19 protein-coding genes and 1 pseudogene are annotated in these 20,737 nt (G+C 73.7%); 8 read left to right on the top strand and 12 right to left on the bottom strand.

What is annotated here, in order from left to right:
• Positions 1–148 precede the first annotated feature (148 nt).
• The gene (locus tag ACIGAN_RS35055) at positions 149–1,357 is read right to left on the bottom strand and encodes a DUF6777 domain-containing protein (protein ID WP_399863544.1); all 1,209 of its coding nucleotides are present in this window, start codon (positions 1,355–1,357) and stop codon (positions 149–151) included.
• A gap of 180 nt (positions 1,358–1,537) precedes the next feature.
• Here ACIGAN_RS35055 and ACIGAN_RS35050 point away from each other — a divergent pair, with 180 nt between their 5' ends.
• Entirely contained in the window at positions 1,538–2,854 is a 1,317-nt protein-coding gene (locus ACIGAN_RS35050) for a streptophobe family protein (protein WP_399863542.1), read from the top strand.
• 9 nt (positions 2,855–2,863) lie between these two features.
• Here the strand turns inward: ACIGAN_RS35050 and ACIGAN_RS35045 are convergent, their stop codons facing one another.
• From ACIGAN_RS35045 to mgrA, 5 genes are all read right to left on the bottom strand, one after another.
• Entirely contained in the window at positions 2,864–3,856 is a 993-nt protein-coding gene (locus tag ACIGAN_RS35045) for a serine/threonine-protein kinase (RefSeq protein ID WP_365741819.1), read from the bottom strand.
• Positions 3,853–4,710 (bottom strand): hypothetical protein, encoded by an 858-nt coding sequence (locus ACIGAN_RS35040; protein WP_399863540.1) that lies wholly within the window; start codon positions 4,708–4,710, stop codon positions 3,853–3,855. The genes ACIGAN_RS35045 and ACIGAN_RS35040 overlap by 4 nt, the downstream gene beginning before the upstream one ends.
• 6 nt (positions 4,711–4,716) lie before the next feature.
• Entirely contained in the window at positions 4,717–7,050 is a 2,334-nt protein-coding gene (locus ACIGAN_RS35035; protein WP_399863538.1) for an FHA domain-containing protein, read from the bottom strand.
• Between the two features lie 59 nt (positions 7,051–7,109).
• Positions 7,110–7,520: a hypothetical protein gene (locus ACIGAN_RS35030; protein ID WP_365741825.1), complete on the bottom strand. Its 411-nt coding sequence runs from the start codon at positions 7,518–7,520 to the stop codon at positions 7,110–7,112.
• 279 nt (positions 7,521–7,799) lie between these two features.
• Positions 7,800–8,792: an L-glyceraldehyde 3-phosphate reductase gene (gene mgrA, locus ACIGAN_RS35025; RefSeq protein ID WP_399863535.1), complete on the bottom strand. Its 993-nt coding sequence runs from the start codon at positions 8,790–8,792 to the stop codon at positions 7,800–7,802.
• Between the two features lie 118 nt (positions 8,793–8,910).
• On the opposite strand from mgrA, the gene ACIGAN_RS35020 reads away from it, so the two are divergent.
• Positions 8,911–9,795 carry a LysR substrate-binding domain-containing protein gene (locus tag ACIGAN_RS35020; protein ID WP_365741829.1) on the top strand — a complete coding sequence of 295 codons (885 nt, stop codon included), beginning with the start codon at positions 8,911–8,913 and terminating at the stop codon, positions 9,793–9,795.
• 41 nt (positions 9,796–9,836) lie between these two features.
• Positions 9,837–10,352, top strand: a complete 516-nt coding sequence (locus ACIGAN_RS35015; protein WP_365741831.1) for a mycothiol transferase — start codon at positions 9,837–9,839, stop codon at positions 10,350–10,352.
• Here the strand turns inward: ACIGAN_RS35015 and ACIGAN_RS35010 are convergent.
• Positions 10,334–11,413, bottom strand: a complete 1,080-nt coding sequence (locus ACIGAN_RS35010; protein ID WP_399863532.1) for an adenosine deaminase — start codon at positions 11,411–11,413, stop codon at positions 10,334–10,336. The genes ACIGAN_RS35015 and ACIGAN_RS35010 overlap by 19 nt on opposite strands.
• Before the next feature lie 55 nt (positions 11,414–11,468).
• Entirely contained in the window at positions 11,469–11,861 is a 393-nt protein-coding gene (locus ACIGAN_RS35005; protein ID WP_365094061.1) for a VOC family protein, read from the bottom strand.
• A gap of 377 nt (positions 11,862–12,238) precedes the next feature.
• On the opposite strand from ACIGAN_RS35005, the gene ACIGAN_RS35000 reads away from it, so the two are divergent.
• From ACIGAN_RS35000 to ACIGAN_RS34990, 3 genes are read left to right on the top strand one after another with little or no spacing between them, the layout of a single operon-like run.
• The gene (locus ACIGAN_RS35000; protein ID WP_399863548.1) at positions 12,239–13,903 is read left to right on the top strand and encodes a PP2C family protein-serine/threonine phosphatase; all 1,665 of its coding nucleotides are present in this window, start codon (positions 12,239–12,241) and stop codon (positions 13,901–13,903) included.
• Positions 13,904–13,914: 11 nt separating this feature from the next.
• Positions 13,915–14,988 carry a cobalamin B12-binding domain-containing protein gene (locus tag ACIGAN_RS34995; RefSeq protein WP_365741837.1) on the top strand — a complete coding sequence of 358 codons (1,074 nt, stop codon included), beginning with the start codon at positions 13,915–13,917 and terminating at the stop codon, positions 14,986–14,988.
• Entirely contained in the window at positions 14,985–15,374 is a 390-nt protein-coding gene (locus tag ACIGAN_RS34990) for an STAS domain-containing protein (RefSeq protein ID WP_399863529.1), read from the top strand. The genes ACIGAN_RS34995 and ACIGAN_RS34990 overlap by 4 nt, the downstream gene beginning before the upstream one ends.
• Before the next feature lie 39 nt (positions 15,375–15,413).
• On the opposite strand, the gene ACIGAN_RS34985 is transcribed toward ACIGAN_RS34990, so the two are convergent.
• The gene (locus ACIGAN_RS34985; RefSeq protein ID WP_399863546.1) at positions 15,414–16,775 is read right to left on the bottom strand and encodes a phospholipase; all 1,362 of its coding nucleotides are present in this window, start codon (positions 16,773–16,775) and stop codon (positions 15,414–15,416) included.
• A gap of 72 nt (positions 16,776–16,847) precedes the next feature.
• A complete protein-coding gene (locus ACIGAN_RS34980; protein ID WP_365094051.1) occupies positions 16,848–17,738 on the bottom strand; it encodes a glycoside hydrolase family 19 protein in 891 nt (296 codons plus the stop codon).
• A gap of 266 nt (positions 17,739–18,004) precedes the next feature.
• Here ACIGAN_RS34980 and ACIGAN_RS34975 point away from each other — a divergent pair, with 266 nt between their 5' ends.
• Positions 18,005–19,054, top strand: coding sequence for an acyl-CoA dehydrogenase family protein (locus ACIGAN_RS34975; protein WP_399863527.1), 1,050 nt, complete (start codon positions 18,005–18,007; stop codon positions 19,052–19,054).
• A 118-nt stretch (positions 19,055–19,172) separates the two neighbouring features.
• On the opposite strand, the gene ACIGAN_RS34970 is transcribed toward ACIGAN_RS34975, so the two are convergent.
• A complete protein-coding gene (locus tag ACIGAN_RS34970) occupies positions 19,173–19,352 on the bottom strand; it encodes a hypothetical protein (RefSeq protein WP_365094045.1) in 180 nt (59 codons plus the stop codon).
• A gap of 143 nt (positions 19,353–19,495) precedes the next feature.
• Between ACIGAN_RS34970 and ACIGAN_RS34965 the strand changes: the two are divergent.
• Positions 19,496–19,740: pseudogene (locus ACIGAN_RS34965) on the top strand (SPW repeat protein); the annotation flags it as partial.
• A 9-nt stretch (positions 19,741–19,749) separates the two neighbouring features.
• On the opposite strand, the gene ACIGAN_RS34960 reads toward ACIGAN_RS34965, so the two are convergent.
• Entirely contained in the window at positions 19,750–20,529 is a 780-nt protein-coding gene (locus ACIGAN_RS34960; RefSeq protein ID WP_399863524.1) for a GNAT family N-acetyltransferase, read from the bottom strand.
• Positions 20,530–20,737: the final 208 nt, after the last annotated feature.

Below are 20,737 nucleotides of genomic sequence, written 5' to 3'. Positions count from 1 at the left end.
TCGCCGACCGCTACCGGGCCGGACTCCACCTCGCCGCACTCATCCTCTGGCTCCGCGAGCCCCGACAAGATCACTTGTCAGACACGGCCTAGCGGTCCGCGCCGGCTGGCGGTCCGCGCCGGCTGGCGGGTGCCCGCGGGAGCGGGGGTCAGGACGCCGGGGCCTGGTCCGTCGTGCCGCTCTCGGTGCCGCTGTCGGTGCCGCTGTCCGTGCCACTGCCGGTGCCGGTGTCGCTCCCGCTGCCGGTCCCGGTGCCCGGATCGCTGCCGGGCGGCGGCGGGGACTCGGACGAGGGCGGTTCGCTCGGCGGCTCCGACGAGGTCTCCGCCCCCGTCTCCGAGGACGGCGGTTCGGTCGTCGGCGGGCCCGTCGAGGTCGCGTCGGTCGGCGACGTCGGCGTGGTCACGCTCACCGACGGAGACGGCTTGTCCGGCTTCTCGGTCTTGCGGTCCTTCGTGCCCGTGTCGCCCTTGTGCCGCTCGAACCACTCGCCGTCGGGCTCGCACATCACGAACACCTCGACCGGCTCGGGCGCGGGCGTCACCATGACCACCTTGGCGTTGTCGTAGCCGGGCCACTCCTCGCCCGTCGTCTTCGGCGCGGTCTGCTGGGCGACCGGCGGGGAGAGCGGGTTGCCGCAGGCGCAGCGCACCCGGGGCACGCCGCGGTCGTCGACCAGGACGGCCGTGCCGGTCTGCAGGACGGCCTGGTAGCTGGTCGCGGCGCCGTCCTTGTAGCCGTGGTTGGTGACCCGGGTGTCCATGCGCAGCTGCACCGGGGTGAGCGAGCGCAGGTAGGCGGGGACGTCGGAGGCCTCGACGCGGACGACCGAGGCGAAGGCCCGCTGCTTGTCCGGGGCGCCCTCGAAGTACGTGATCTGCTTCTCCACGTCGCAGCTGGCCACCTTGCGGGTGCCGCCGTAGAGGCCGGGCGCCCCGCCCTGCACGCCCTGGACGGTGTTGCGCGGGGCCAGTTCGGTGGGCGAGGGCGAGACCGGTGAGGCGGAGGCCTGCTCGGCCGTGGACTCGGTGAACGGGTCGGGCCCGGTGTCGGCGGCGGGCTGCAGGAAGATCTCGCCCTGGGACGTGCTGGTGCCGCCGTCGGACGCGCCGGTGCCGCCGCCGTCCGGCCGGGACAGCACGACGGCGAGGATCACGGCCGCCACGACGGCGGTGGCGACGATCGCGACCCGGGGCACCGATCCCCACCAGGGGCGGCGGGGCTCCGGTCCCCCGGCGCCCCCGCCGCCGGTCGGCTCGGAGGGCGGGCCGCCGCCGGGCGGCGGCTGGGAGGGGCCCGACAGCGGGCCGGAGGGAGGTCCTGTGGGGCGGCCGGACGACGGCGGTTCGACGCTCACGAGCTCTTCTTCCCGCGTGGTTTCCTCAGCGGCCTGTGCAGACCGGGGCGTTTCGCCCCGTTTCACTCCGCTATTTCCACTACGTGTTCATTGTGTGCTCCGGCCCCAGGGGCCCCGCAAGCCGACGCGGACGGACCCGCCCGGCGGGCGGGTGGCACGGGTGCTGCTTAGCGTGGCAGCGTGAGTCCGCGCACCCCTTCCGACCAGGCCCGTCCGCCCCGCGAGCGGGCCGTCGCCCGCCACGGCTGGGTACCCGCCCTCGTCACGGTGGCCGGCGCGCTGCTCGCCATGGCGGTGGTGGCCGCCCTCGGCCTGTGGGCGGCCGGAGCCGCGGACCTGCCCGGCGGCGCGTTCGCCCCCGTGGTCGCGGCGACCGTGGTCACCGCCGTCGGCGGCACCGTGCGGCTCGCCGGCAACGCCGGTGACCTCGCCGGCACCCGGGCGGAGCTGACGGTGATCCCGCTGTCCGTCACCCTCACCGGGGCCCTGGTCGTCGCCCGGGGCTTCCTGCGGCCCCTGCGGCACCGCGCGGTCGCCGGTGCGGCCGAACTGGCCGGCTGGGCCGGGCGGATCGCCGCACTGTGGCTGCTCGCCCTGATCGGCGTGACGCTCGCGGCCCGCCACACGTTCGCCGTCTCCCTGGGCGACGACGCGCTGGGAGAACTCGGCGACCTGTTCGGTGCCTCGCCCCGGGTCGGCTTCACCGCGGACGTGCCGCTGTCCGTGTTCGTCGGGCTGGTGTGGCTGGCCGGGGTGCTGGTGCTCGCCCTGCTGGTGTCGCGGCGGGCGCCGCTGCCGGGCGGACTGCTGCGCTTCCAGACGTCCGTCCGGCCGGCCGCGTACGCGATGGTGGCGCTGTTGCTCGCCTCCGTCGGGATCGGCGTGGTGATCGCCCTGATCGTGGCGGCGACCCGGGGGCATGCGGCCGAGACGTTCGCGGTGATCCTGCTGGGCCTGCCCAACCTGGTGTGGCCGGCGCTGACGATCGGTCTCGGAGCCACCTGGAACGGCAGGGTGGAGGGCCCGTTCGGGCTGCCCATGCCGCACGTGCTGGACGAGGTGCTGCGTACGCCGGACCTCTCGGAGCTGAACCTGCGGACGCTCTCCGAGCACGACGGCCGGGTGTGGTGGCTGCTCGTCGTGGACGTCGTGCTGCTGCTGGCCGCGGCGTTCGTGATGGCGGCCCGGTCGCCGGCCCGGGTGCGGGCCTGGCAGCACGCCGTGCACATGGCGGTCGCGCTGGCGCTGACGGTGTTCATGATCTGCCTCGTCGGGCGCGTCTCCGCGCACTACGGGCTGTCCGTGCTCGGCATCGGCGACCTGGGCGGCGGTCTGGCCGGCGAGCTGTTCCTGCGGCCCCGGCTGTGGGGCGCGGTCGGGCTGGCCGTGCCGTGGGGACTGGTCACCGGGTTCGCCGGGGCACTGCTGGCGCGGCACGTGCGGCGGCGCGGCCAGGTGCGCGCGGACGGACCGGACGGACGGAACGGCCGGGTCTGACGCCGGGGGCTACCTGTGCGGCACGAAGACCGGTTCGGCCCAGCGCGGGGGCCGGCGGACCGGCTCCGGCCCGCCCTGCTGCCGCCCCTGCGCGTCACTGGCGGGGCCCACGGGCCCGGTCTCGCCGCCGGTCGTCGCGGCACGCAGCGCGGCCACGAAGGCCAGACAGGACGGGTACCGGTCGTCGGGGCTCTTGGCGAGGGCCTTGGCGAGGACCGGGTCGGCCTGCGGGGGGACGTCGGGCCGGGCGTCGGTCAGCGGCGGCGGTTCGTCGTACTGGTGCGCCCACAGCAGGGCCATGTCGTCGTCGCGCAGGAAGGGCGGGTGCCCGGCCAGGATCTCGTAGACGACGCAAGCGAAGCCGTACACGTCGCAGCGGGCGTCGACCGGCTTGCCCGAGATCTGCTCGGGGGCGACGTAGTCGAGCGTGCCGACGAACTGGCCGACCGTGGTGAAGCCGGTCAGCGACAGGGACTTCTTGGTCAGGCCGAAGTCGGTGAGGTAGACGTGCTCGGGGTGGTCGCTGTCGGTGCCGCGGGCGACGAGGATGTTGCCGGGTTTGACGTCGCGGTGGACCAGGCCGTGCTCGTGGGCCGCGTCGAGCGCGGAGGCGACCTGGGCGGCGACGCGGACGGCGGTGGCGGGCGGCAGCGGGCCCTCCCGGTCGAGGACGTGCCGCAGGTCGCTGCCGGGGACGTACCGCATGGCGATGTACAGCACGCCGTCCGTCTCGCCGGCCTCGAACACGGGCACGATGTGCGGGTGGTCGATCGCTGCGGCGGCCCGGGACTCGTGGGTGAAGCGGCGCCGGAAGGTGTCGTTGCGGGCGAGTTCCGGAGCGAGCAGCTTCAGCGCGACGGTGCGTTCCAGCCGCAGGTCGCGGGCCCGGTAGACGACCGCCATGCCGCCGCGCCCGATCTCCTGCTCGATGCGGTACCCGGCGATCTGCCGCCCGATCAGCTCCGAGGGCCGCCCCGAGAACAGGCTCGTCTCGCGGGTCAACGGCCCTCACCCTCGGACGGCACGATGCGCGTGGGTTCCTGCCCCACCACCCGCGTGGCCGCCGCATCGCCCGACCGTTCCCCGGCCGCCTCGATCTCCTCGGCGGAGACGACCCGGGTGGGCTCGGGAGCATCGGCGGACACGACCCGGGTGGGCTCGGGAGCATCGGGTGCCGCGGTGCCGGGCGACACCACCCGCGTCGGTTCGGCGGGGGCGGCCGGGGACTCGGGAGGGACCACTCGGGTCGGCGGCGCGTCCGGCGGCCGGGACGGCCGGGCCGCGCGGGGCGGCTCGTGGAGGTCCTCGGCCGGCACCACCCGCGTGGGGGGACGCGCCGGGGGCGCCCCGGACAGGCGGTGCCCGGGATCGCTGCGGGGCGTCTCGTCCGCCGCGTACGGGGTGAGCCGGGTGCCGTCGGCGTACACCCAGTGCCCGTGGGCGGCGTCGTAGAGCCACATGGACTCCCCGTCGATGACGACGCCGATCCGCAGTCCGCGGGTGCGGGTGCGGAACGACTCGCCGTCCAGGCCGCCCGCGAGGTCCTCGACCGCGGAGCGGTAGCGCGAGAGGGCGTCCTCCGCGCGGGCCAGCAGCGGACGCGGATCGGCGGTGCGGGTGAGCGGCCCGTCGGTGGTGGGCGGATCCTGCGGTACGGCGACCAGCCGGCGTCCGTCGACCCAGGCCGACCAGCCGTTGAAGCACAGCACGTGCCCCCAGTCACCCTGCCGTTCGAGGAGCTGCACCGGAAGCAGCGGGTCGAGGTCCGCCGTGGGCCGTGCCGAGTCCGGGGCCTCCCAGGCCGGCATCCCGTGCCGCGGGACGACGTGCGTGGGCCGGAAGCCGGGGGTCGTCATGGGCGCTCACTGCTTCCGCATCACGGCCGGTTCGTGCCGGCGCAGCAGCCGGGACACGAGGAACCCGAAGAGCACCGACAGCACGACCAGCATGCCGACGTCGATCAGCCAGGTGCCCGCCGAGTGCTCGAAGAGCGGGTCCTCGGTCAGGTCGTCGGGCACGATGCGGGACAGTCCGACGGTGCCGGCCATCGCGGCGAGTGCCCAGCGCGCCGGCACCAGCCAGCCCAGCTGCTCCAGCCCGGGGACGCCGGCCAGCTTCAGCAGGGCACCGCAGAAGACGACCTGGACGATGGCGATGAGCACGAGCAGCGGCATCGTCACCTCCTCCTTGCGCACCAGCGCGGAGACGAGCAGGCCGAGCATCATCGCGGTGAACGCGAGCAGGGCGACGGCGATGGTGATCTCCACCAGGGGCGGCATCAACACACCTTCGTCGCCCGGCGCGCCGAGGTCCACGCCGAGCAGCGCGACCAGGGTCAGCACCACCGCCTGGAGCACGGTGATGACGCCCAGGACGACGACCTTGGACATCAGGTACGCCGATCTGGACAGGCCCACGGCGCGTTCCCGCTGGTAGATCACCCGTTCCTTGACGAGTTCGCGCACGGCGTTGGCCGCGCCGGTGAGCACCGCGCCGACGCAGAGGATGAGCAGGGCGTTCATCGCCGTGTCGCGGGTGAGTTCGCCGCCCGCGAGGGCCCGGGCCATGACGCCCATCACGAACGGCAGGGCGATCATGATGATCAGGAAGGTCCGGTCGGCGCTCAGCGCGGAGGCGTACCGGCGCACGAGAGTGCCGAGCTGTGCGGAACGGCTGCGCGGCCGGGGCGGCGGGGTGATGACGACCGGTTCGGACCGGGGCTGCGGGGGCTGGGCGGTGGCGTCGGCGACGTAGCGGCGGTGGAGGGGCGAGGCGAGGTAGTCGCCCGCCCAGTCGCGCTCGGTGTCCCGTTCGAACGCCTCGAAGGCCTCCGGCCACTGCTCGAAGCCGAAGTAGGGCAGGGCGTCCTCGGGCGGCCCGTAGTAGGCGGTCCTCCCGCCGGGCGCGAGGACGAGGAGCCGGTCGCACACGTCGAGGCTGAGCACGCTGTGGGTGACGACGATGACGGTGCGGCCGTCGTCGGCGAGACCGCGCAGCATGTGCATCACGGAGCGGTCCATGCCGGGGTCGAGGCCGGAGGTGGGCTCGTCGAGGAACAGCAGCGACGGCTTGGTCAGCAGCTCCAGTGCCACGCTGACGCGCTTGCGCTGGCCACCGGAGAGGCTGTGCACATGCTGGTCGGCGCGCTGTTCCAGGCCCAGTTCGCGCATCACCTCGTCCACCCGGGCCTGCCGTTCGGCCTTGGCTGTGTCCTGCGGGAAGCGCAGCTCGGCGGCGTAGGAGAGGGCCTTTCTGACGGTCAGCTGGGAGTGCAGGATGTCGTCCTGCGGGACCAGGCCGATGCGCTGGCGCAGTTCGGCGTAGTCCCGGTAGAGGTCGCGGCCGTCGTAGAGGACGGTGCCGTGGCCGGCGGGGCGCTGGCCGGTGAGGGCGTTGAGCAGCGTGGACTTGCCCGCGCCGCTCGGGCCGACGACGGCGAGCAGGCACTTCTCGCCCACCGGGAAGGACACGTGGTCCAGCAGCGTCTTGCGGCCGCGGTCGACCGAGACCGCGAGGTCCTGCACGTCGAGGGAGACCTCGCCGGTGTCGACGTACTCCTGGAGTTCGTCGCCGACGAGGCAGAACGCGGAGTGGCCAATGCCGACGATGTCGCCCTGGCCGACCGGGGCGGTGGTGACCGGACTGCCGTTGAGGTACGTGCCGTTGTGGCTGCCGAGGTCGGTGATCTCGTACGTGCCGTCGGGCAGGGCGCGCAGTTCGGCGTGGCGGCGGGAGACGACCAGGTCGTCGATGACGAGGTCGTTGTCGCCCGCGCGGCCGATGCGCACCGTGCGCGACGGCAGGGGCCGCACGGTCGTGGGTGCCCGGTAGGTGCCGGTCAGGGCGGGCATGGAGACCGCGGAGGGGCGTTCCGGGGCCGGTGCGGGGCGGCCCGTGAGGATGACCCGGGGCCCGTCGGCGGGGCTGCCGAAGCGGATGACGGTGCCGGGTCCGACGTCCCGGGCGTGGATGCGGTGGCCGTCGGCGTAGGTGCCGTTGGTGCTGTTCTCGTCCTCGATGGTCCAGTGGCCGTCCTCCGGCCGCAGCACCGCGTGGTGCCAGGAGACCCGGTCGTCGTCGATGACGATGTCGCTCGACGGGTCACGTCCCAGGTGGTAGTCGCGGCCCGGGATCATCACGGTGGAACCCGTCTCCGTCTCCAGGACGAGTTCCGGTGCTACCGACGGCTGCGCCATGGCCAAGATTCTACCGATATGGCCCGTTATGCGCCTCGGCAGACGGAGGGGGTGACAGGTCAGGCGACGGGGACGCCCAGGGTGGGGGCGGTGCGCTGCATCCGCAGGGCGTCCACGGACTCGGCGAGCAGTTCGTACTCGGTCGTCTCGTCGCTGGTGGCGATGCGCACCAGCCGTCCGGCCGCCAGTTCCTCGGCGACCCGCTCCTGCTGGGCGGGATCGGCGCACCAGGCGCGCAGCAGCAGGGGCACGTCGGGCACGGTGTCGGCGACCGGCACGAGCGCGCCCGGCGGTAAGTGCTCGGCGTCGGGCTGGGGGTCCAGGCGCTGGGCGATCCAGGAGGCGCGGTCGCGCAGCCACCACAGCGCCAGGGCGAGGGTGGGGGCGCGGTAGGTGCCCAGGGGCACTCCGATACGGCGGCCGTCGCAGACCCCGTACGCCGTGACGTGGCACAGAAACTCGTCGTGCACGTGTTCCTCCCCCGCTGCCCTGCCCGCCTGCCCGGTCCCGCTCTTCCCGCAGCTCGCGTGCTGTGCGTGAGGACGCCGTCGCTAGATGTGAAAACGCTCTCGCAGGTCAGTATGTTCACTACTGAAACACTGTCACCATGACTTTTTGGCCACTCTCCTGGCATATTCACCCGTCGAGTTGGCCGAAATCGGCGGATGTCGTGGATGTACTGGGCCGCCATGGACACGTCTGCCCGGGGGCGGCGCCCCCGGGCAGACGTGTCCATGGCGGGCGGGCCGCTACTTCCTGACGATCGCGTCGATCCGCGCCAGCTCGTCCGCGTCGAAGTCGAGGTTGCCGATCGCTCCGACGCTGTCCTCCACCTGCTGCGGGCTGCTCGCGCCGACCAGCGCCGAGGTGACCCGGCCGCCGCGCAGCACCCAGGCCAGCGCCATCTGGGCCAGGGTCTGCCCGCGCCCCTGCGCGATGTCGTTCAGGTCGCGCAGCCGGCCCACCAGCTCCTCGGTGACGGCGTCGGACTGCAGGAACGGGCTGTCGCTCGCGGCCCGGGAGCCCTCGGGGATGCCGTCGAGGTAGCGGGCGGAGAGCAGCCCCTGCTCCAGCGGGGAGAAGACGATGGAGCCGACCTGGAGCTCGTCGAGCGCGTCCAGCAGGCCCTCGTCCTCGGGGCGGCGGTCCAGCATCGAGTAGCGCGGCTGGTGGATGAGCAGCGGCGTGCCCAGCTCGCCCAGGATGCGGGCGGCCTCACGGGTCTGCTCCGCGGAGTAGTTCGACACGCCGACGTACAGCGCCTTGCCCTGCTGCACCGCCGAGTGCAGCGCGCCCATCGTCTCCTCCAGCGGAGTGTCCGGGTCGGGGCGGTGCGAGTAGAAGATGTCGACGTAGTCCAGGCCCATCCGGCTCAGGCTCTGGTCCAGGGAGGACAGCAGGTACTTGCGCGAGCCCCACTCGCCGTACGGGCCGGGCCACATCAGGTAGCCGGCCTTGGTGGAGATGACCAGCTCGTCGCGGTAGCGCGCGAGGTCGGACTTCAGGAACTCGCCGAAGGCGGACTCGGCGGCGCCGGGCGGCGGGCCGTAGTTGTTGGCGAGGTCGAAGTGCGTGACGCCCAGGTCGAAGGCGCGGCGCAGGATGGCCCGCTGGGTCTCCACGGGCCGGTCCGGGCCGAAGTTGTGCCACAGGCCGAGCGAGAGCGCGGGGAGCTTCAGGCCACTGCGTCCGGTGCGCCGGTAGGGCATGTCCGCGTAGCGGTCGGGGTGTGCGGTGTACAACGCGACTCCAGAGGGGTTGGCTCGGTCGGAGGGGAAACCGGTGTCCACTCTGGCGTGACCTGCTCCCATGCGTCCAACAGAAGAATCCGATGGGATTCAGCGGCTACGCTTCTCAGTCATGGAACTGCGCCATCTGCAGCACTTCGTCGCGGTCGCCGAGGACCAGCACTTCACCCGGGCGGCCGAACGCCTGCTGGTCTCCCAGTCGGGGCTGTCCGCCTCCATCCGGGCGCTGGAGCGCGAGCTGCAGACGCCGCTGTTCGTGCGCACGACCCGCCGGGTGACGCTCACCCCGGCCGGGCGGGCGCTGCTCGGCGAGGCGGAGCGGATCCTGGCGCAGGTGCGGGCCGCCCACGAGGCGGTGGCGGCGGTGCAGGGCGTGCTGCGCGGGATGCTCACCCTCGGCAGCGAGCAGTGCATCGCCGGGGTGAACCTGGCGGGCCTGCTCGCCGCGTTCCGGCACCGCCACCCCGACGTGGAGATCTGCCTGCGGCAGGCCGGGTCCGGGGCCCTGGCGGAGGACGTCGAGGCCGGGCGGCTCGACCTGGCCTTCGCCGTGCGCACCCAGGCGGACGGCGACCAGCTGCGGTCGGTGCCGCTGACCAGCGAGTCGATGACGCTGCTGTGCCACCCCAGCCACCCGCTCGCCGCCGCCGGCGCGGCCGTCACGCCGGAGGAGCTGGGCGGCGAGGTGTTCGTGGACTTCCACCCGGACTGGGGGCCGCGGCGCACCACCGACACTGTGTTCGCCGCCGCGGGTGTGCGCCGGACGGTGGCGCTGGAGGTGAACGACGTGCACACCCTGCTCGACCTGGTCGACGAGAACCTGGGCGTGGCCGTCGTACCGCGGCACTTCGCGCACAAGCGCGCCTCCCTGACCGCGCTGCCCGTGAAGGGCACCGGCGAGGCGGTCTACGAGACGGTGGCCCTGCTGCCGCCCCCGCAGGCGACCAGTCCGGCGGCCCGGGCGCTGATGGCGCTGCTGGAGACCACGGTCGCGTAGCACCGGGCGCAGCGGCCGGGGGGATGCGCGATGGTGGAGGCATGCATGCGAAGGACATCCTCATCGACGGCTACAACCGCATCCGGGAAGAAGTCCACGCCACCGTCGAGGGCCTCGGGCCCGGCGAACTGAACGCCCGCCCCTCCCCCGACACCAACTCCGTCGCCTGGCTGGTCTGGCACCTCACCCGCGTCCAGGACGACCACGTCGCCGACGCCTTCGGCCTCGACCAGGTGTGGCTCGCCCAGGACTGGGAGAAGCGCTTCGGGCTGGGCCTGCCCCGCCACGACACCGGCTACGGCCACAGCCCCGCCAAGGTCGCCAAGGTCAGGGTCGACTCCGGCGACCTGCTCACCGGCTACTACGACGCCGTGCACGAGCAGACCCTGGAGGCCCTCGGCGCTCTGGCCGCCAAGGACCTGGAGCGGGTCGTCGACGAGCGCTGGGACCCGCCGGTCACCCTCGGGGTGCGGCTGGTCAGCGTCCTGTCCGACGATCTGCAGCACGCCGGACAGGCCGCCTACCTCAAGGGGCTGCTTCAGAGCGCGGCCGCGTAGCCCGGCAGCACCACGTCACGGATGAGCGCGTTCCGCTCGTCGAACGGGAGGAACGCGCTCTTCAGGGCGTTCAGCGTGACCGTGCGCAGGTCCGCCACGCTCCAGCCCGCCTGCTCCACCAGGAGCGTCATCTCGCGGGTCATCGTCGTGCCCGACACCAGCCGGTTGTCGGTGTTGACCGTGACCCGGAAGCCGAGGTCCTTCAGCGCGGTGATCGGGTGCTCGGCGATCGAGGTCGCGGCGCCCGTCTGGAGGTTGGACGTCGGGCACATCTCCAGCGCGATGCGCCGGTCGCGCACCCAGCCGGCGAGCCGGCCGAGCTTGCCCGCCGCGAGGTCGGGGATGTCGTCGGTGATGCGCACGCCGTGCCCGATGCGCTGGGCGCCGCACACCTGCAGGGCCTGGTGGATGCTGGGCAGCCCGTGGGCCTCTCCGGCGTGGATCGTGAAGGGCACGTTCTCGCGGCGCAGGTGCTCGAAGGCCGCGAGGTGGTCGGCGGGCGGGAAGCCGTCCTCGGCGCCGGCGATGTCGAAGCCGACGACGCCGGCGTCGCGGAACGCCACGGCCAGATCGGCGGCCTCGCGCACCCGGTCGAACATCCGCATGCCGCACAGCAGGGTGCCCACCCGCACCGGCGTGCCCGCGGCGGCCGCCTTGGCCATGCCCGAGGCGAGCCCCTCCTGGACGGTCTCCACGACCTCGGCCATGGTCAGCCCGCCGCGGGTGTTCAGCTCGGGGGCGTAGCGCACCTCCCCGTACACGACACCGTCCGCGGCGAGGTCCAGCACGTACTCCTCGGCGGTGCGCAGCAGCCCCTCGCGGTTCTGCATGACGGCGAGGGTGTGCTCGAAGGTGGCGATGTAGCGCACCAGGTCACCGGAGTTGGCGGCCTCGTAGTACCAGGCGGCGAGCTCGGCGGGGTCGGTGGTGGGCAGGGTGTGGCCGACCGCCTCGGCGAGCTCCACCACGGTGGCGGGGCGCAGGCCACCGTCGAGGTGGTCGTGCAGGACGGCCTTGGGGAGGCGGCGGATCACATCGGCGTCTACGCGCGTAGCAGTCATGGCGGGTCTTTCCTTGCGGCGGGTGAGCGGCGGTTCACACGGGGGCGGAGCGGAGTCAGCCGGCGGGCTGGAGCAGGTCCCAGCGGTTGCCGTACAGGTCCTGGAAGACGGCGACGGTTCCGTACGGCTCGTGCCGCGGCTCCTCCAGGAAGGTCACGCCGGCGGCGGTCATCCGGGCGTGGTCGCGGGCGAAGTCGTCGGTGTGCAGGAAGAAGCCGACCCGCCCGCCGGTCTGGTCCCCGACCCGGGCGGACTGCGCCTCGCCGTCGGCGCGGGCGAGCACCAGTCCGGTCCCCGCACCCGGGGCGCCCGGCTCCACGACGACCCAGCGGGAGCCGCCGGGCCGGGGCGCGTCTTCGGCCAGCCGGAAACCGAGAGCCTCGGTGTAGAAGCGGATCGCCTCGTCGTAGTCGTCGACGACGAGGGTGACCAGGGCGATACGTCGCATCGGGACCTCTCGGAGCACGGGGTTAGCCGGAGAGGTTATACGTAAAACCCACCGGACGCCAACCGCTTGTCCGGGCGGTGCGCGCGCGAGCGGAACGTCCTCGTCGTCCTCGCGATACTCCTCATGGATCACCTGCCTGCCGGCCGGTCGCCGGACGAGGGACGGGCCCGGCACCTGACGGGTGTTCAGACCGCGCCGGACGCCTCCCCGGGGCCGGCCGTCGGTCGCGACGCCGCGGAATGTGACGAAAATCCGGTGCATATATGGGGCTTTCCTGGGTGGGTTGCGCCGTCGGCGTGGATGCGGGACGGTTGCCGTCTGCACCGGTTTCCCATGACAGGAAGGTGGTGGGGTGCGCGGGACGCGTGCCCCCGCTTGTGACCGCTTCCCCCAGTTCCTCCGCCCGTTCACGCAGTGCCGACACCAAGGTCGGCAGCGTGTGGGGCGATGCCCCCTGCCCCGTGCTGGTCGTCGACCGGCACGGCACCCTGGTGCAGCTGAACGACGCCGCCCGGCTCCTGCTGCCCGAAGCGGCCAGCGGGGACCGGCTGCACGAGACGGCGCCCGCCTGGCTCTCGAACGCGCACCGCGATGTCGCGAGCGAACTCCCCGGATCGGGTACGGCCCCCCTGAGCGGCCGCATCAACGACCGGGTCGTCCGGGCGCACCCGACGGCGGCCGCCGACGGGGACGTCGTGTGGTGGCTGGTCGACGACACCGAGCGCCGCGTGGCCGAGGAGGCCGTGCGCAGCGCGCAGGCGCGGTCGCAAATCCTGGCCGAGGTCTCGTCCACGCTGCTGTCGACGCTGAACGTGCCCCGCTGCACGGAGGTCGCCGCCTCCCTGGCCGCGCAGCATCTGGCGGAGGCCGCGGTGCTGGTCGCCCCCGCCCAGGGCCGCCGCCACCCCCTCACGTACGCGCCGCGGGGCGGCCCCGTGGTGCAGGTCACCCGGCAGATCGACCCGCACAGCGTGCCCGGCCTGCCGGAGGCGCTGCAGGGCTTCCCGCCGGTTGCGGCGCGCTGGATCGACCCGTCGGTCCTGCCCGACTGGGCGATCCCGGACGGCTTCACGGGCCCGGTCGGTTCGGTGATCGTCGCCCCGTTGCCCGGGCACGGCGTGCCCGCGGGCGCCCTCGTCCTGCTGCGTTCCAGCACCGAGCAGGCGTTCACCGAGGGCGAGGAGGTCTTCGCCCGCCTGTTCGCCGCCCGGGCCGGGGCCGCGCTCTCGGCGGCCCGCCTGTACACCGAGCAGGCCACCATCACCGCCACCCTGATGCACGAGCTGCTGCCGCCCCTGCTGCAGCGGGTGCACGGCGTGCAGTACGCCGGCAGCTACCGGGCCGCCAAGGACCACGAGCGGATCGGCGGCGACTTCTACGACGTCCACCCCGGCTCCGACCCCTCCCGGGAGACCCTCGTGGTCCTGGGCGACGTGGCGGGCAAGGGGCTGGACGCGGCCGTGCTGACCGGCAAGATCCGCAACACCCTGCACGCCCTGCTCCCGCTGGCGGAGGACCACCAGCGGGTGCTCGACCTGCTCAACGGAGCGCTGCTCAGCTCCCATCACACCCGCTTCGCCACCCTGGTCCTCGCCTCGGTGCGCCGCCGCGGCGGCCGGGCACAGCTGCGGCTGACCAGCGCCGGCCATCTGCCGCCGCTGGTCGTCCGGGCCGACGGCCGGGTGGAGGAGGTGCCCTCCCGCGGCACCCTCATCGGTGCCCTGCCGACCGTGACCACCCACACTGTGGAGACGGCCCTGGACCAGGGGGACACCTGCCTGCTGTACACCGACGGCATCACCGAGGCCCGCGGCGGCCCGCTCGGGGAGGAGCTGTTCGGGGAGGAGCGGCTGAGGAGGGTGCTGGCCGAGTGCGCGGGACTGCCCGCCGAGGCCGTCGTGGAACGGGTGCAGATGGTCGCCGCCCAGTGGCTCGGCGCGGGCCGGCACGACGACATGGCCGTCGTCGCCATCAGCGCCCCGAGGACGGGTGGCCTGTCCGTCGTCGACGGGCGCCGGGGCAGCCGCCGGAAGGACGGGTGACCGAACCCGCGATGTCAGAGGTACTGCAGAACCGGTTGTGGCGGGCCGTGGCCGACGGCGACGAGTACGCCGCCGTGGACGTCCTGGCCAAGGCCCTGTCCGAAGGGCTCGACGAGGAGACGCTCCTGCTGGACGTGATCGCGCCCGTGCAGGAGCGGGTCGGCGCCGAGTGGGCCGCCGATCGCCTCACCGTGGCCCAGGAACACGCCGCCACCGCCATCAACGAACGCGCCGTCGCCGCCCTCGCCCACCGCGCCCCGGACGGCGCGCGGCCCTCCCCGGTGCGGGGCCGGGTGACCGTCGCCTGCATCGACGGCGAATGGCACGCCTTCCCGGCCCGGCTCGTCGCCGAGACGCTGCGGCTGCGCGGCTGGCAGGTCGACTACCTCGGGGCCCAGACGCCCACCCAGCACCTGATCGCGCATGTGCACCGCACCAACCCCGACGCGGTGCTGCTGTCCAGCTCGATCCCCACCCATCTGCCCACCGCCCACCGCGCCATCACCGCGTGCCAGGCCGTCGGCACCCCCGTCATGGCCGGCGGCCGCGCCTTCGGCCCCGACGGCCGCCACGCCCGCGCGCTGGGCGCCGACCGGTGGGCCCCCGACGCCCGGCGGGCGGCGGCGGCGCTGGAGGAGGGCATCGCCCGGCCCGCCCCGGCGGCGCTCCGCCACGCCGTGGACGACCTTCCGCACCTGGCCGACCAGGAGTACACGCTGGTCGTGCAGAACCGGGCCGAGCTGGTCGGACGGACCCTGGCCGGCCTGGAGGACCGCTTCCCGGCGATGCGGTCCTACACGGCCGAGCAGCTCGACCGCACGGCGGAGGACCTGGCCCACATCGTGGAGTTCCTGGCGACCGCCCTGTACATGGACGACACCGAGCTGTTCACCTCGTTCCTGACCTGGACCGCCGGAATCCTCGAAGCCCGGCACGTGCCCGCCCGGTCCCTGATCGCCGGCCTGGACCTCCTCGCCGGGCAGACAGCCGACTTCCCCCGTGCCCTCGCCCTGGTGCGCGAGGGAACCGCCGTCCTCGGCGACCGCCCCGCCCGTCCTGTCCCCGGCTCCGAGACTCCCGCATGACGAACCTGCCATCGATCCCGTTCACCGTCACCACCGACCGCGAACCGCCCACGCTGACCGTGCGGGTGGCCGGCGAACTCGACTTCGACACCTGCGGCGAGTTCGTCGACGCCGTCGTCGGAGCGCTGTCCGGGGCCACCGGGCTGCGGGACGTGCGCCTGGACTTCCGCGACCTGGCCTGGATCGACTCCTCCGGCCTGTCGGCGCTGCTGATGATCCACCGTCACACCCGCGCCGCGGGCACGATCCTGCACCTGGACCACCGGCCCGGGTTCCTGGACCGGGTGCTGGAACTCACCGACGTCCTGGAGCATCTGACCGCTCCCGCGGCCCGGGCCGACACGGGTGAGCGGGACGACGACGTCACCGAGGCCGGGGCCACCTGAGCGGACGGCCCCGGGTTCGCCGGCGCTGGGCAGCGCGTTTCACGGATACGTGTACGTGTTGAGAGCGGCGACGGCGGAGGCGGATTCGCCCCGGTCGTAGTGGTCCACGGCGAGGAAGGTGGGCTTCTTGCGGGCCGCGGGCTGGCAGAACCGCCGGGCGCGGTCGGCGAGTTTGCCGTTGTCCGTGCCGGCCGTGCCGGTGAGCGGGACGTCCCGGAAGTGGTTCATGACGAACAGCGGGCGGAAGCCGGGTTCGGTGCGGGTCAGCGGGATGTTCGTGCCGGCGTCGTACCAGCGGCTGTAGCAGGACCAGTCGGAGGATCCGAGGCCCGAGCCCATGGACCAGTGATTCTCGACGGTCCACTCGCGCTGGTACATGACGCCGAAGCTGTCCCGGGTCAGGCCGGAGGCCTGGTCGGCGGAGCGGCTGTGGTCGGTGAAGATCAGCAGCCGGTCGTTCGCGGCGATCAGCTCGGCCATCGTGGGCCAGCCGTGCTGCCGGACACCGGTGAGGTCGGGCCGGTACAGCACGTCCGCCAGGCCGCTCACCCGGGCGAGTTCGGCGCGCAGGACGCCCGGGTCGACGTAGTCCTCCAGGAAGACGGTGACGAACTGGTCGGGGTGGGCCTGGAGGAAGTCGACCATGCGCTGGAGGTCGACCCACAGGGCGACGGGCCTGCTGACGAGGGTGCAGCTGTTGTGGCAGAGGATCGCGCCGTCCGGGGTCTGGTGGATGTCCAGCATGAACCCGCGGACGCCGTCGGCGAGTTGGCGGGTGATGCCGCGGGTCTGGTTGGGCGCGAGGTTGACGAACGGCGGGGCGAAACCGCCGTCGGCGCCGTTGGCGTAGGCGTTGTGGGCGGTGAGGAACGTGACCTGGTCCAGGGTGCGCCGGTCCTGCGGCGGCATGGGGGCGGTGACGGGGCTGACCGGTGTGAGGTACCAGGCCGCCAGGTCGCCCGCGCCGCCGAGGGCGAGCCGGGCGGGGTAGTTGGCGCCGGCGGGCTTGGGGGCGACGGTGAGGTGGCGCGTGGTGCCCGGGACCTTCAGCGTGTACCGGTCGGCTCCGAGCGGGGTGATCTCCCAGAGGGCGTCGGCGCCGGTGCAGGGGACGGTCGCCGCCTGGTCGCCGGTACGGCCGAGACAGCTGCCCGGGGCGTCGGTGTTCTCCAGCAGGTGGGCGGAGCCGTTCGGCTCGAGCCGCCACTGCTGGCGGTCCTCGTCGCCGCGGGGTCTGTGCTGCTCGACCGCGCCGCCGCTGTCGGCCGCGTTGAGTCCGGTGGTGGCGCTCTGGACGTAGTACGCGCCCGGGGCCGGCACGGCGGCGGCAGCGGGCTGGGGTGCCACGACCGCCGCGGCGAGCGCGGCGGTCGTGGCGAGCAGGGCGTGGGGGGTGCGCAGGCGCATGAGGGATGCCCTCCGTCAGGTCAGGTGCATGACACCCCGCATGACACCACGCCCGGTGGTCCGGCGTCAGCAGTACAGGTTGCCGCCGGGTGACACCCCGAGGATCTGCGTGAACCGCTGGTAGTTGTTCACGCGGCTCTGCACCTGCGCCGGGTTCTTCCCGTCGCACTCCAGCGAGCCGTTGATGCTGCGGATGGTCTGGCCGAATCCGGCGCCGTTCACCATGGCGTTGTGCGGGGTCATGCTGCCGGGCCCGCTCTGGGTGTTCCAGTACCACAGGGCCGTCTTCCAGGCGACGGCCGAGTCGTTCTGCACCAGCCAGGGGTTGTTGAGCAGATCGATGCCCAGCGCGTCACCGGCGGCCTTGTAGTTGAAGTTCCAGCTCAGCTGGATCGGGCCGCGTCCGTAGTAGGCGGCCTGGCCGGCCGGACAGCCGTAGGGCTGGCTCCAGTCGCAGTAGTGCGGGTAGTTGGCGGTGTTCTGCTCCACCACGTGCACCAGACCGCCGGTCTCGTGGCTGACGTTGGCGAGGAAGGCGGCGGCCTCCTGCTTCTTCACCGTGTCGCTGCCGGTGTTGGCGAAGCCGGGGTAGGCGCTCAGGGCCGCGGTGAGGCCGCTGTAGGTGTAGAACGAATTCCGGTTCGGGAACATCTGGTTGAACTGCGCCTCGGACACGACGAAGCGCCCGTCGGGCGTGGTCGGCCCGTTGTCGCAGGCGTACGGCTCCCAGTACCAGGTGCTGATGATCGGGTCGTAGCCCGGGTTGGCGTGCTCGGCGATGTACGCCTTGCCGTCGGTGTAGCGGACGATGTCACCGGCGTTGTACGACTTCCCCGCCACCCAGTTGGGGTAGCTGGAGCACGAGGCGGCGGCGGCGTTCGAGGCCGGCAGGAGCACCGGTGCGGTGCCCGCGAGGGCGAGTGCGGCCAGGACGGCGGAGACACGGCGTCTCGACACGGGATCAACTCCTTTGTGCGACACGGCCGCTCCCGGCCGAGGGCAGGGCGGAGCAGAGCCTTCGCCACACGCACCGGCGGACCGGTCACGGCGTGGGCGCGGCCGTGGTGGGGGGTTGTGGAGGCACACTCAACCGTGTTTGGTCTGTACCAGTCAAGGGTGTAGACCAGTCATCGTCAGGTGCGGGCCGATCCCGGGCACCTCCCGCACGGGCGACACACCCCCGGAGCGGCTCCCCGCGCCGCGGGGCCGCCAGAATTCCTTCCATGACCACCACAGCCCACCCCCTGGTGACCGCCGCACGCCGACTGGCGCGCGATCTCCTCGTCCCGCAGGCCGAGCGGGTCGACCGGACGGAGGTCCCGGCCGGTCACCTCGAGGCGATCAGGCGCGCGGGGCTGCTCGGCGTGGGCGCGCCACGGGAGTACGGCGGGGCGGACGCGCCCGTCGCCGTGGCCCGGGAGACCGCGGAGATCCTGGCCGGTGCGTGCTGCTCCACCTGGTTCGTGCAGACGCAGCACCACACGCCGGTGAAGCTGATCGCCACCCACGACTCGCCGGTGCGGGAGAGGCTGCTGCGTCCGCTGGCGACGGGCGAGCTGCTGGCCGGCATCGCGTTCGCCCACGTCCGGGCCTTCCCGCGGATGCCCGTGCGGGCGGTCGCCGAGCGGGGCGGCTGGCGCTTCGACGGGCGGGTGCCCTGGTACACGGGCTGGGGCCTGAACGACGTGATGCTGCTGGCCGGGGTGACGGACACGGCCGAGGTGGTGTTCGTCGTCGCCGACGCCCGGGACCAGCCCGGGCTGACCCCGTCGGCACCGCTGCGGCTGGCCGCCCTCACCGCCGCCCGCACGGTCTCCCTGGAGCTGGACGGCCTGTGGGTGCCGGAGGAGTCCGTGGTGCTGCGCATGGAGCGGGAGGAGTTCGCCCGGATCGACCTGCCTCGGGCCGCCAACGCGAGTCCGGCCGTGTTCGGTGTGGCCGCTGCGGCGCTGGAGCTGGTGGCCGGGTCCCCGGAGGGCGAAGCGACGGCCCGGGCGCTGCGCGAGCGGCTGGACGGGGTCCGGCGGGAGTCCTACGCGCTGGCCGATCACCCGGCCCCGCACGCGTGCGTCCCGGAGCGGCTGGCCGTGCGGACACGGGCGTTCGACGTGATGCGGGCGGCCACGACGGCGGCGATCGTGGCCGGGGGCGGCCGCGCCATGGCCCTGGACAACCGGGCCCAACGGCTGGCACGGGAAGGGCTGTTCCTGCTGGTGCAGGGCCAGACGGCCGACGCGCGCCGGGCCCACCTGGCCTCTTTGGCGTCCGGCTAGCCGGGCCCACCCGCGCTCCCCGGCGTCCTCCGGGTGGCCGGGCCCGCCCGGCCTCTGCGGCGTCCGGCCGGCCGGGTGGGTCCGGCGTCCGGCCGACCGGGCCCGGCCCGGTGTGCGCTCAGCCCTCGTCGTCCGCCGGGACGACCACGAGGAAGGCGTCGGACTCCAGGTCCATCACGACAGTGGCGGGCTCGCCCTCGGCGCGGCGGCGCGCCGCGTACTCCTCGGCGGGCCAGGATCCGCGCGGGGACCCCGCCGGGAACCGCTCCAACACCTTCGCACTGATGGCCACAGTCACGTCCGCTGCCCTCCCCAGTCCGGCGCCGCCCGCCCGGGGCGACGACGTTCGGTCCTTGTCGTACACATCCGGTTGCCCCCGATCCGCCCGGACATGTACCGGCGGGTACACCGCTCCCCCGCCGGCCTCCCCGGCCGGCCTCCACCCACAACCTGATCATGGGCATCGCGATCGGCCTGCCGGCGCCCGGTTTCACGCGCGCTCCGGAGCGGATGTACGGCCTGAGCTGGCCATGTGCGCCCTCGGGGTGTGGATGGCCGTCTCGCCGTGGATCGTCGGCGACAGCCCGGACGCCGGTGTCGTGTGGAACAACATCGTCATCGGCGCGCCGGCGGTGACCCTGGGACTGGTGTGCGCCGGCACGGCGGTGAAGGCCTCACGTCCATAGCCGGGCCGGTCACGGCGTGTACACGTAGGGCGTCGTGGAGGTCAGCGGTGAGAAGCCCATCCGCTCCAGGACGGGACGGCTCCGACCGGACGCGTCGACCCGGAGGATGTCGTGGCCCCGGGCCGCGGCGGCGTAGGCACGGTGGGCCACGAGGGCGCGGTAGATGCCGCGGCCGCGCCACTCCGCCACGGTGCCCCCGCCCCACAGGCCGGCGAAGCGGGTGCCGGGCACCAGCTCCAGGCGCGCGGCGCTGACCGGCTCGTCACCCGCCATCGCCACGACGGCGACGGCGCCGTCCGGACCGGCCGCCAGTCGCGCCAGCAGTTCGCGGCGCAGCCAGGAGCTGTCCGCGCCGAACGCCTTCTCGTGGACATCGGCCACGAGCCCCGCGCCGTGCGCGTCGGTGACCGTCACGAAGCGGACGCCCCGCGGCGGTTCGGCGTCCAGGGCCAGGCGGGAGACCTCGCCGAGCATGAGCGTCTCGGGTGGCTCGGGCGTGAAGCCGGCCGCGCGCAGCCGCCGCCCGAGGTCCGCCGGCCGGTCGTGCCCGTACAGCTTCCACTCGAACTCCAGGCCGCGCGCGGTGTAGTGGCCGACCTGCTCGGCGATCGCCGCGTCGGCGGTGTCCTCGTCGAGGGCGGACCACAGGACGCCGTTCCAGCCGGGCGCGCAGGCGGTCTGGCGGACCACGGCGCCCGCCCGTTCCACCCGGGCGTCACCGGGGCCGTCCGGCCGCGCCCCCTCGCGCAGGTCACGGTCGAACAGGGCGAGCAGCGCGGCATGATCCATGCGGGCCATCCCAGCACCGGCCCGGCGGCCGGGCAAAGCGTTTTCCGGCGCCGCCCGCCCGGTGCGTGGCCCTCACGCGTCTCCTCCGACCGCCCCGCGCGCAGCCACCCTCACGGGACAGCCCCTGGCACTGGCACGGCACCCACCCGTGCTCGACAGCCGCCAGGCACGACAGGCGCCTCCGCACGGCAGTCGCCCGGCACGGCAG

It is taken from the genome of Streptomyces sp. NPDC085931 (assembly GCF_044540565.1).
Classification (GTDB): Bacteria; Actinomycetota; Actinomycetes; order Streptomycetales; family Streptomycetaceae; genus Streptomyces.
The sequence above is the reverse complement of the archived record's forward strand: the minus strand, read 5'-3'. Positions and strand labels throughout refer to the sequence as shown.

Coding starts and splice junctions, on each gene's coding strand:
- ACIGAN_RS35040 (WP_399863540.1), bottom strand. CDS start 4,710: ATGACGACCCCCGGCTTCCGGCCCACGCACGTCGTCCCGCGGCACGGG.
- ACIGAN_RS35035 (WP_399863538.1), bottom strand. CDS start 7,050: ATGGCGCAGCCGTCGGTAGCACCGGAACTCGTCCTGGAGACGGAGACG.
- ACIGAN_RS35020 (WP_365741829.1), top strand. CDS start 8,911: ATGGAACTGCGCCATCTGCAGCACTTCGTCGCGGTCGCCGAGGACCAG.
- ACIGAN_RS35015 (WP_365741831.1), top strand. CDS start 9,837: ATGCATGCGAAGGACATCCTCATCGACGGCTACAACCGCATCCGGGAA.
- ACIGAN_RS35010 (WP_399863532.1), bottom strand. CDS start 11,413: ATGACTGCTACGCGCGTAGACGCCGATGTGATCCGCCGCCTCCCCAAG.
- ACIGAN_RS35005 (WP_365094061.1), bottom strand. CDS start 11,861: ATGCGACGTATCGCCCTGGTCACCCTCGTCGTCGACGACTACGACGAG.
- ACIGAN_RS34995 (WP_365741837.1), top strand. CDS start 13,915: ATGTCAGAGGTACTGCAGAACCGGTTGTGGCGGGCCGTGGCCGACGGC.
- ACIGAN_RS34990 (WP_399863529.1), top strand. CDS start 14,985: ATGACGAACCTGCCATCGATCCCGTTCACCGTCACCACCGACCGCGAA.
- ACIGAN_RS34975 (WP_399863527.1), top strand. CDS start 18,005: ATGACCACCACAGCCCACCCCCTGGTGACCGCCGCACGCCGACTGGCG.
- ACIGAN_RS34960 (WP_399863524.1), bottom strand. CDS start 20,529: ATGGATCATGCCGCGCTGCTCGCCCTGTTCGACCGTGACCTGCGCGAG.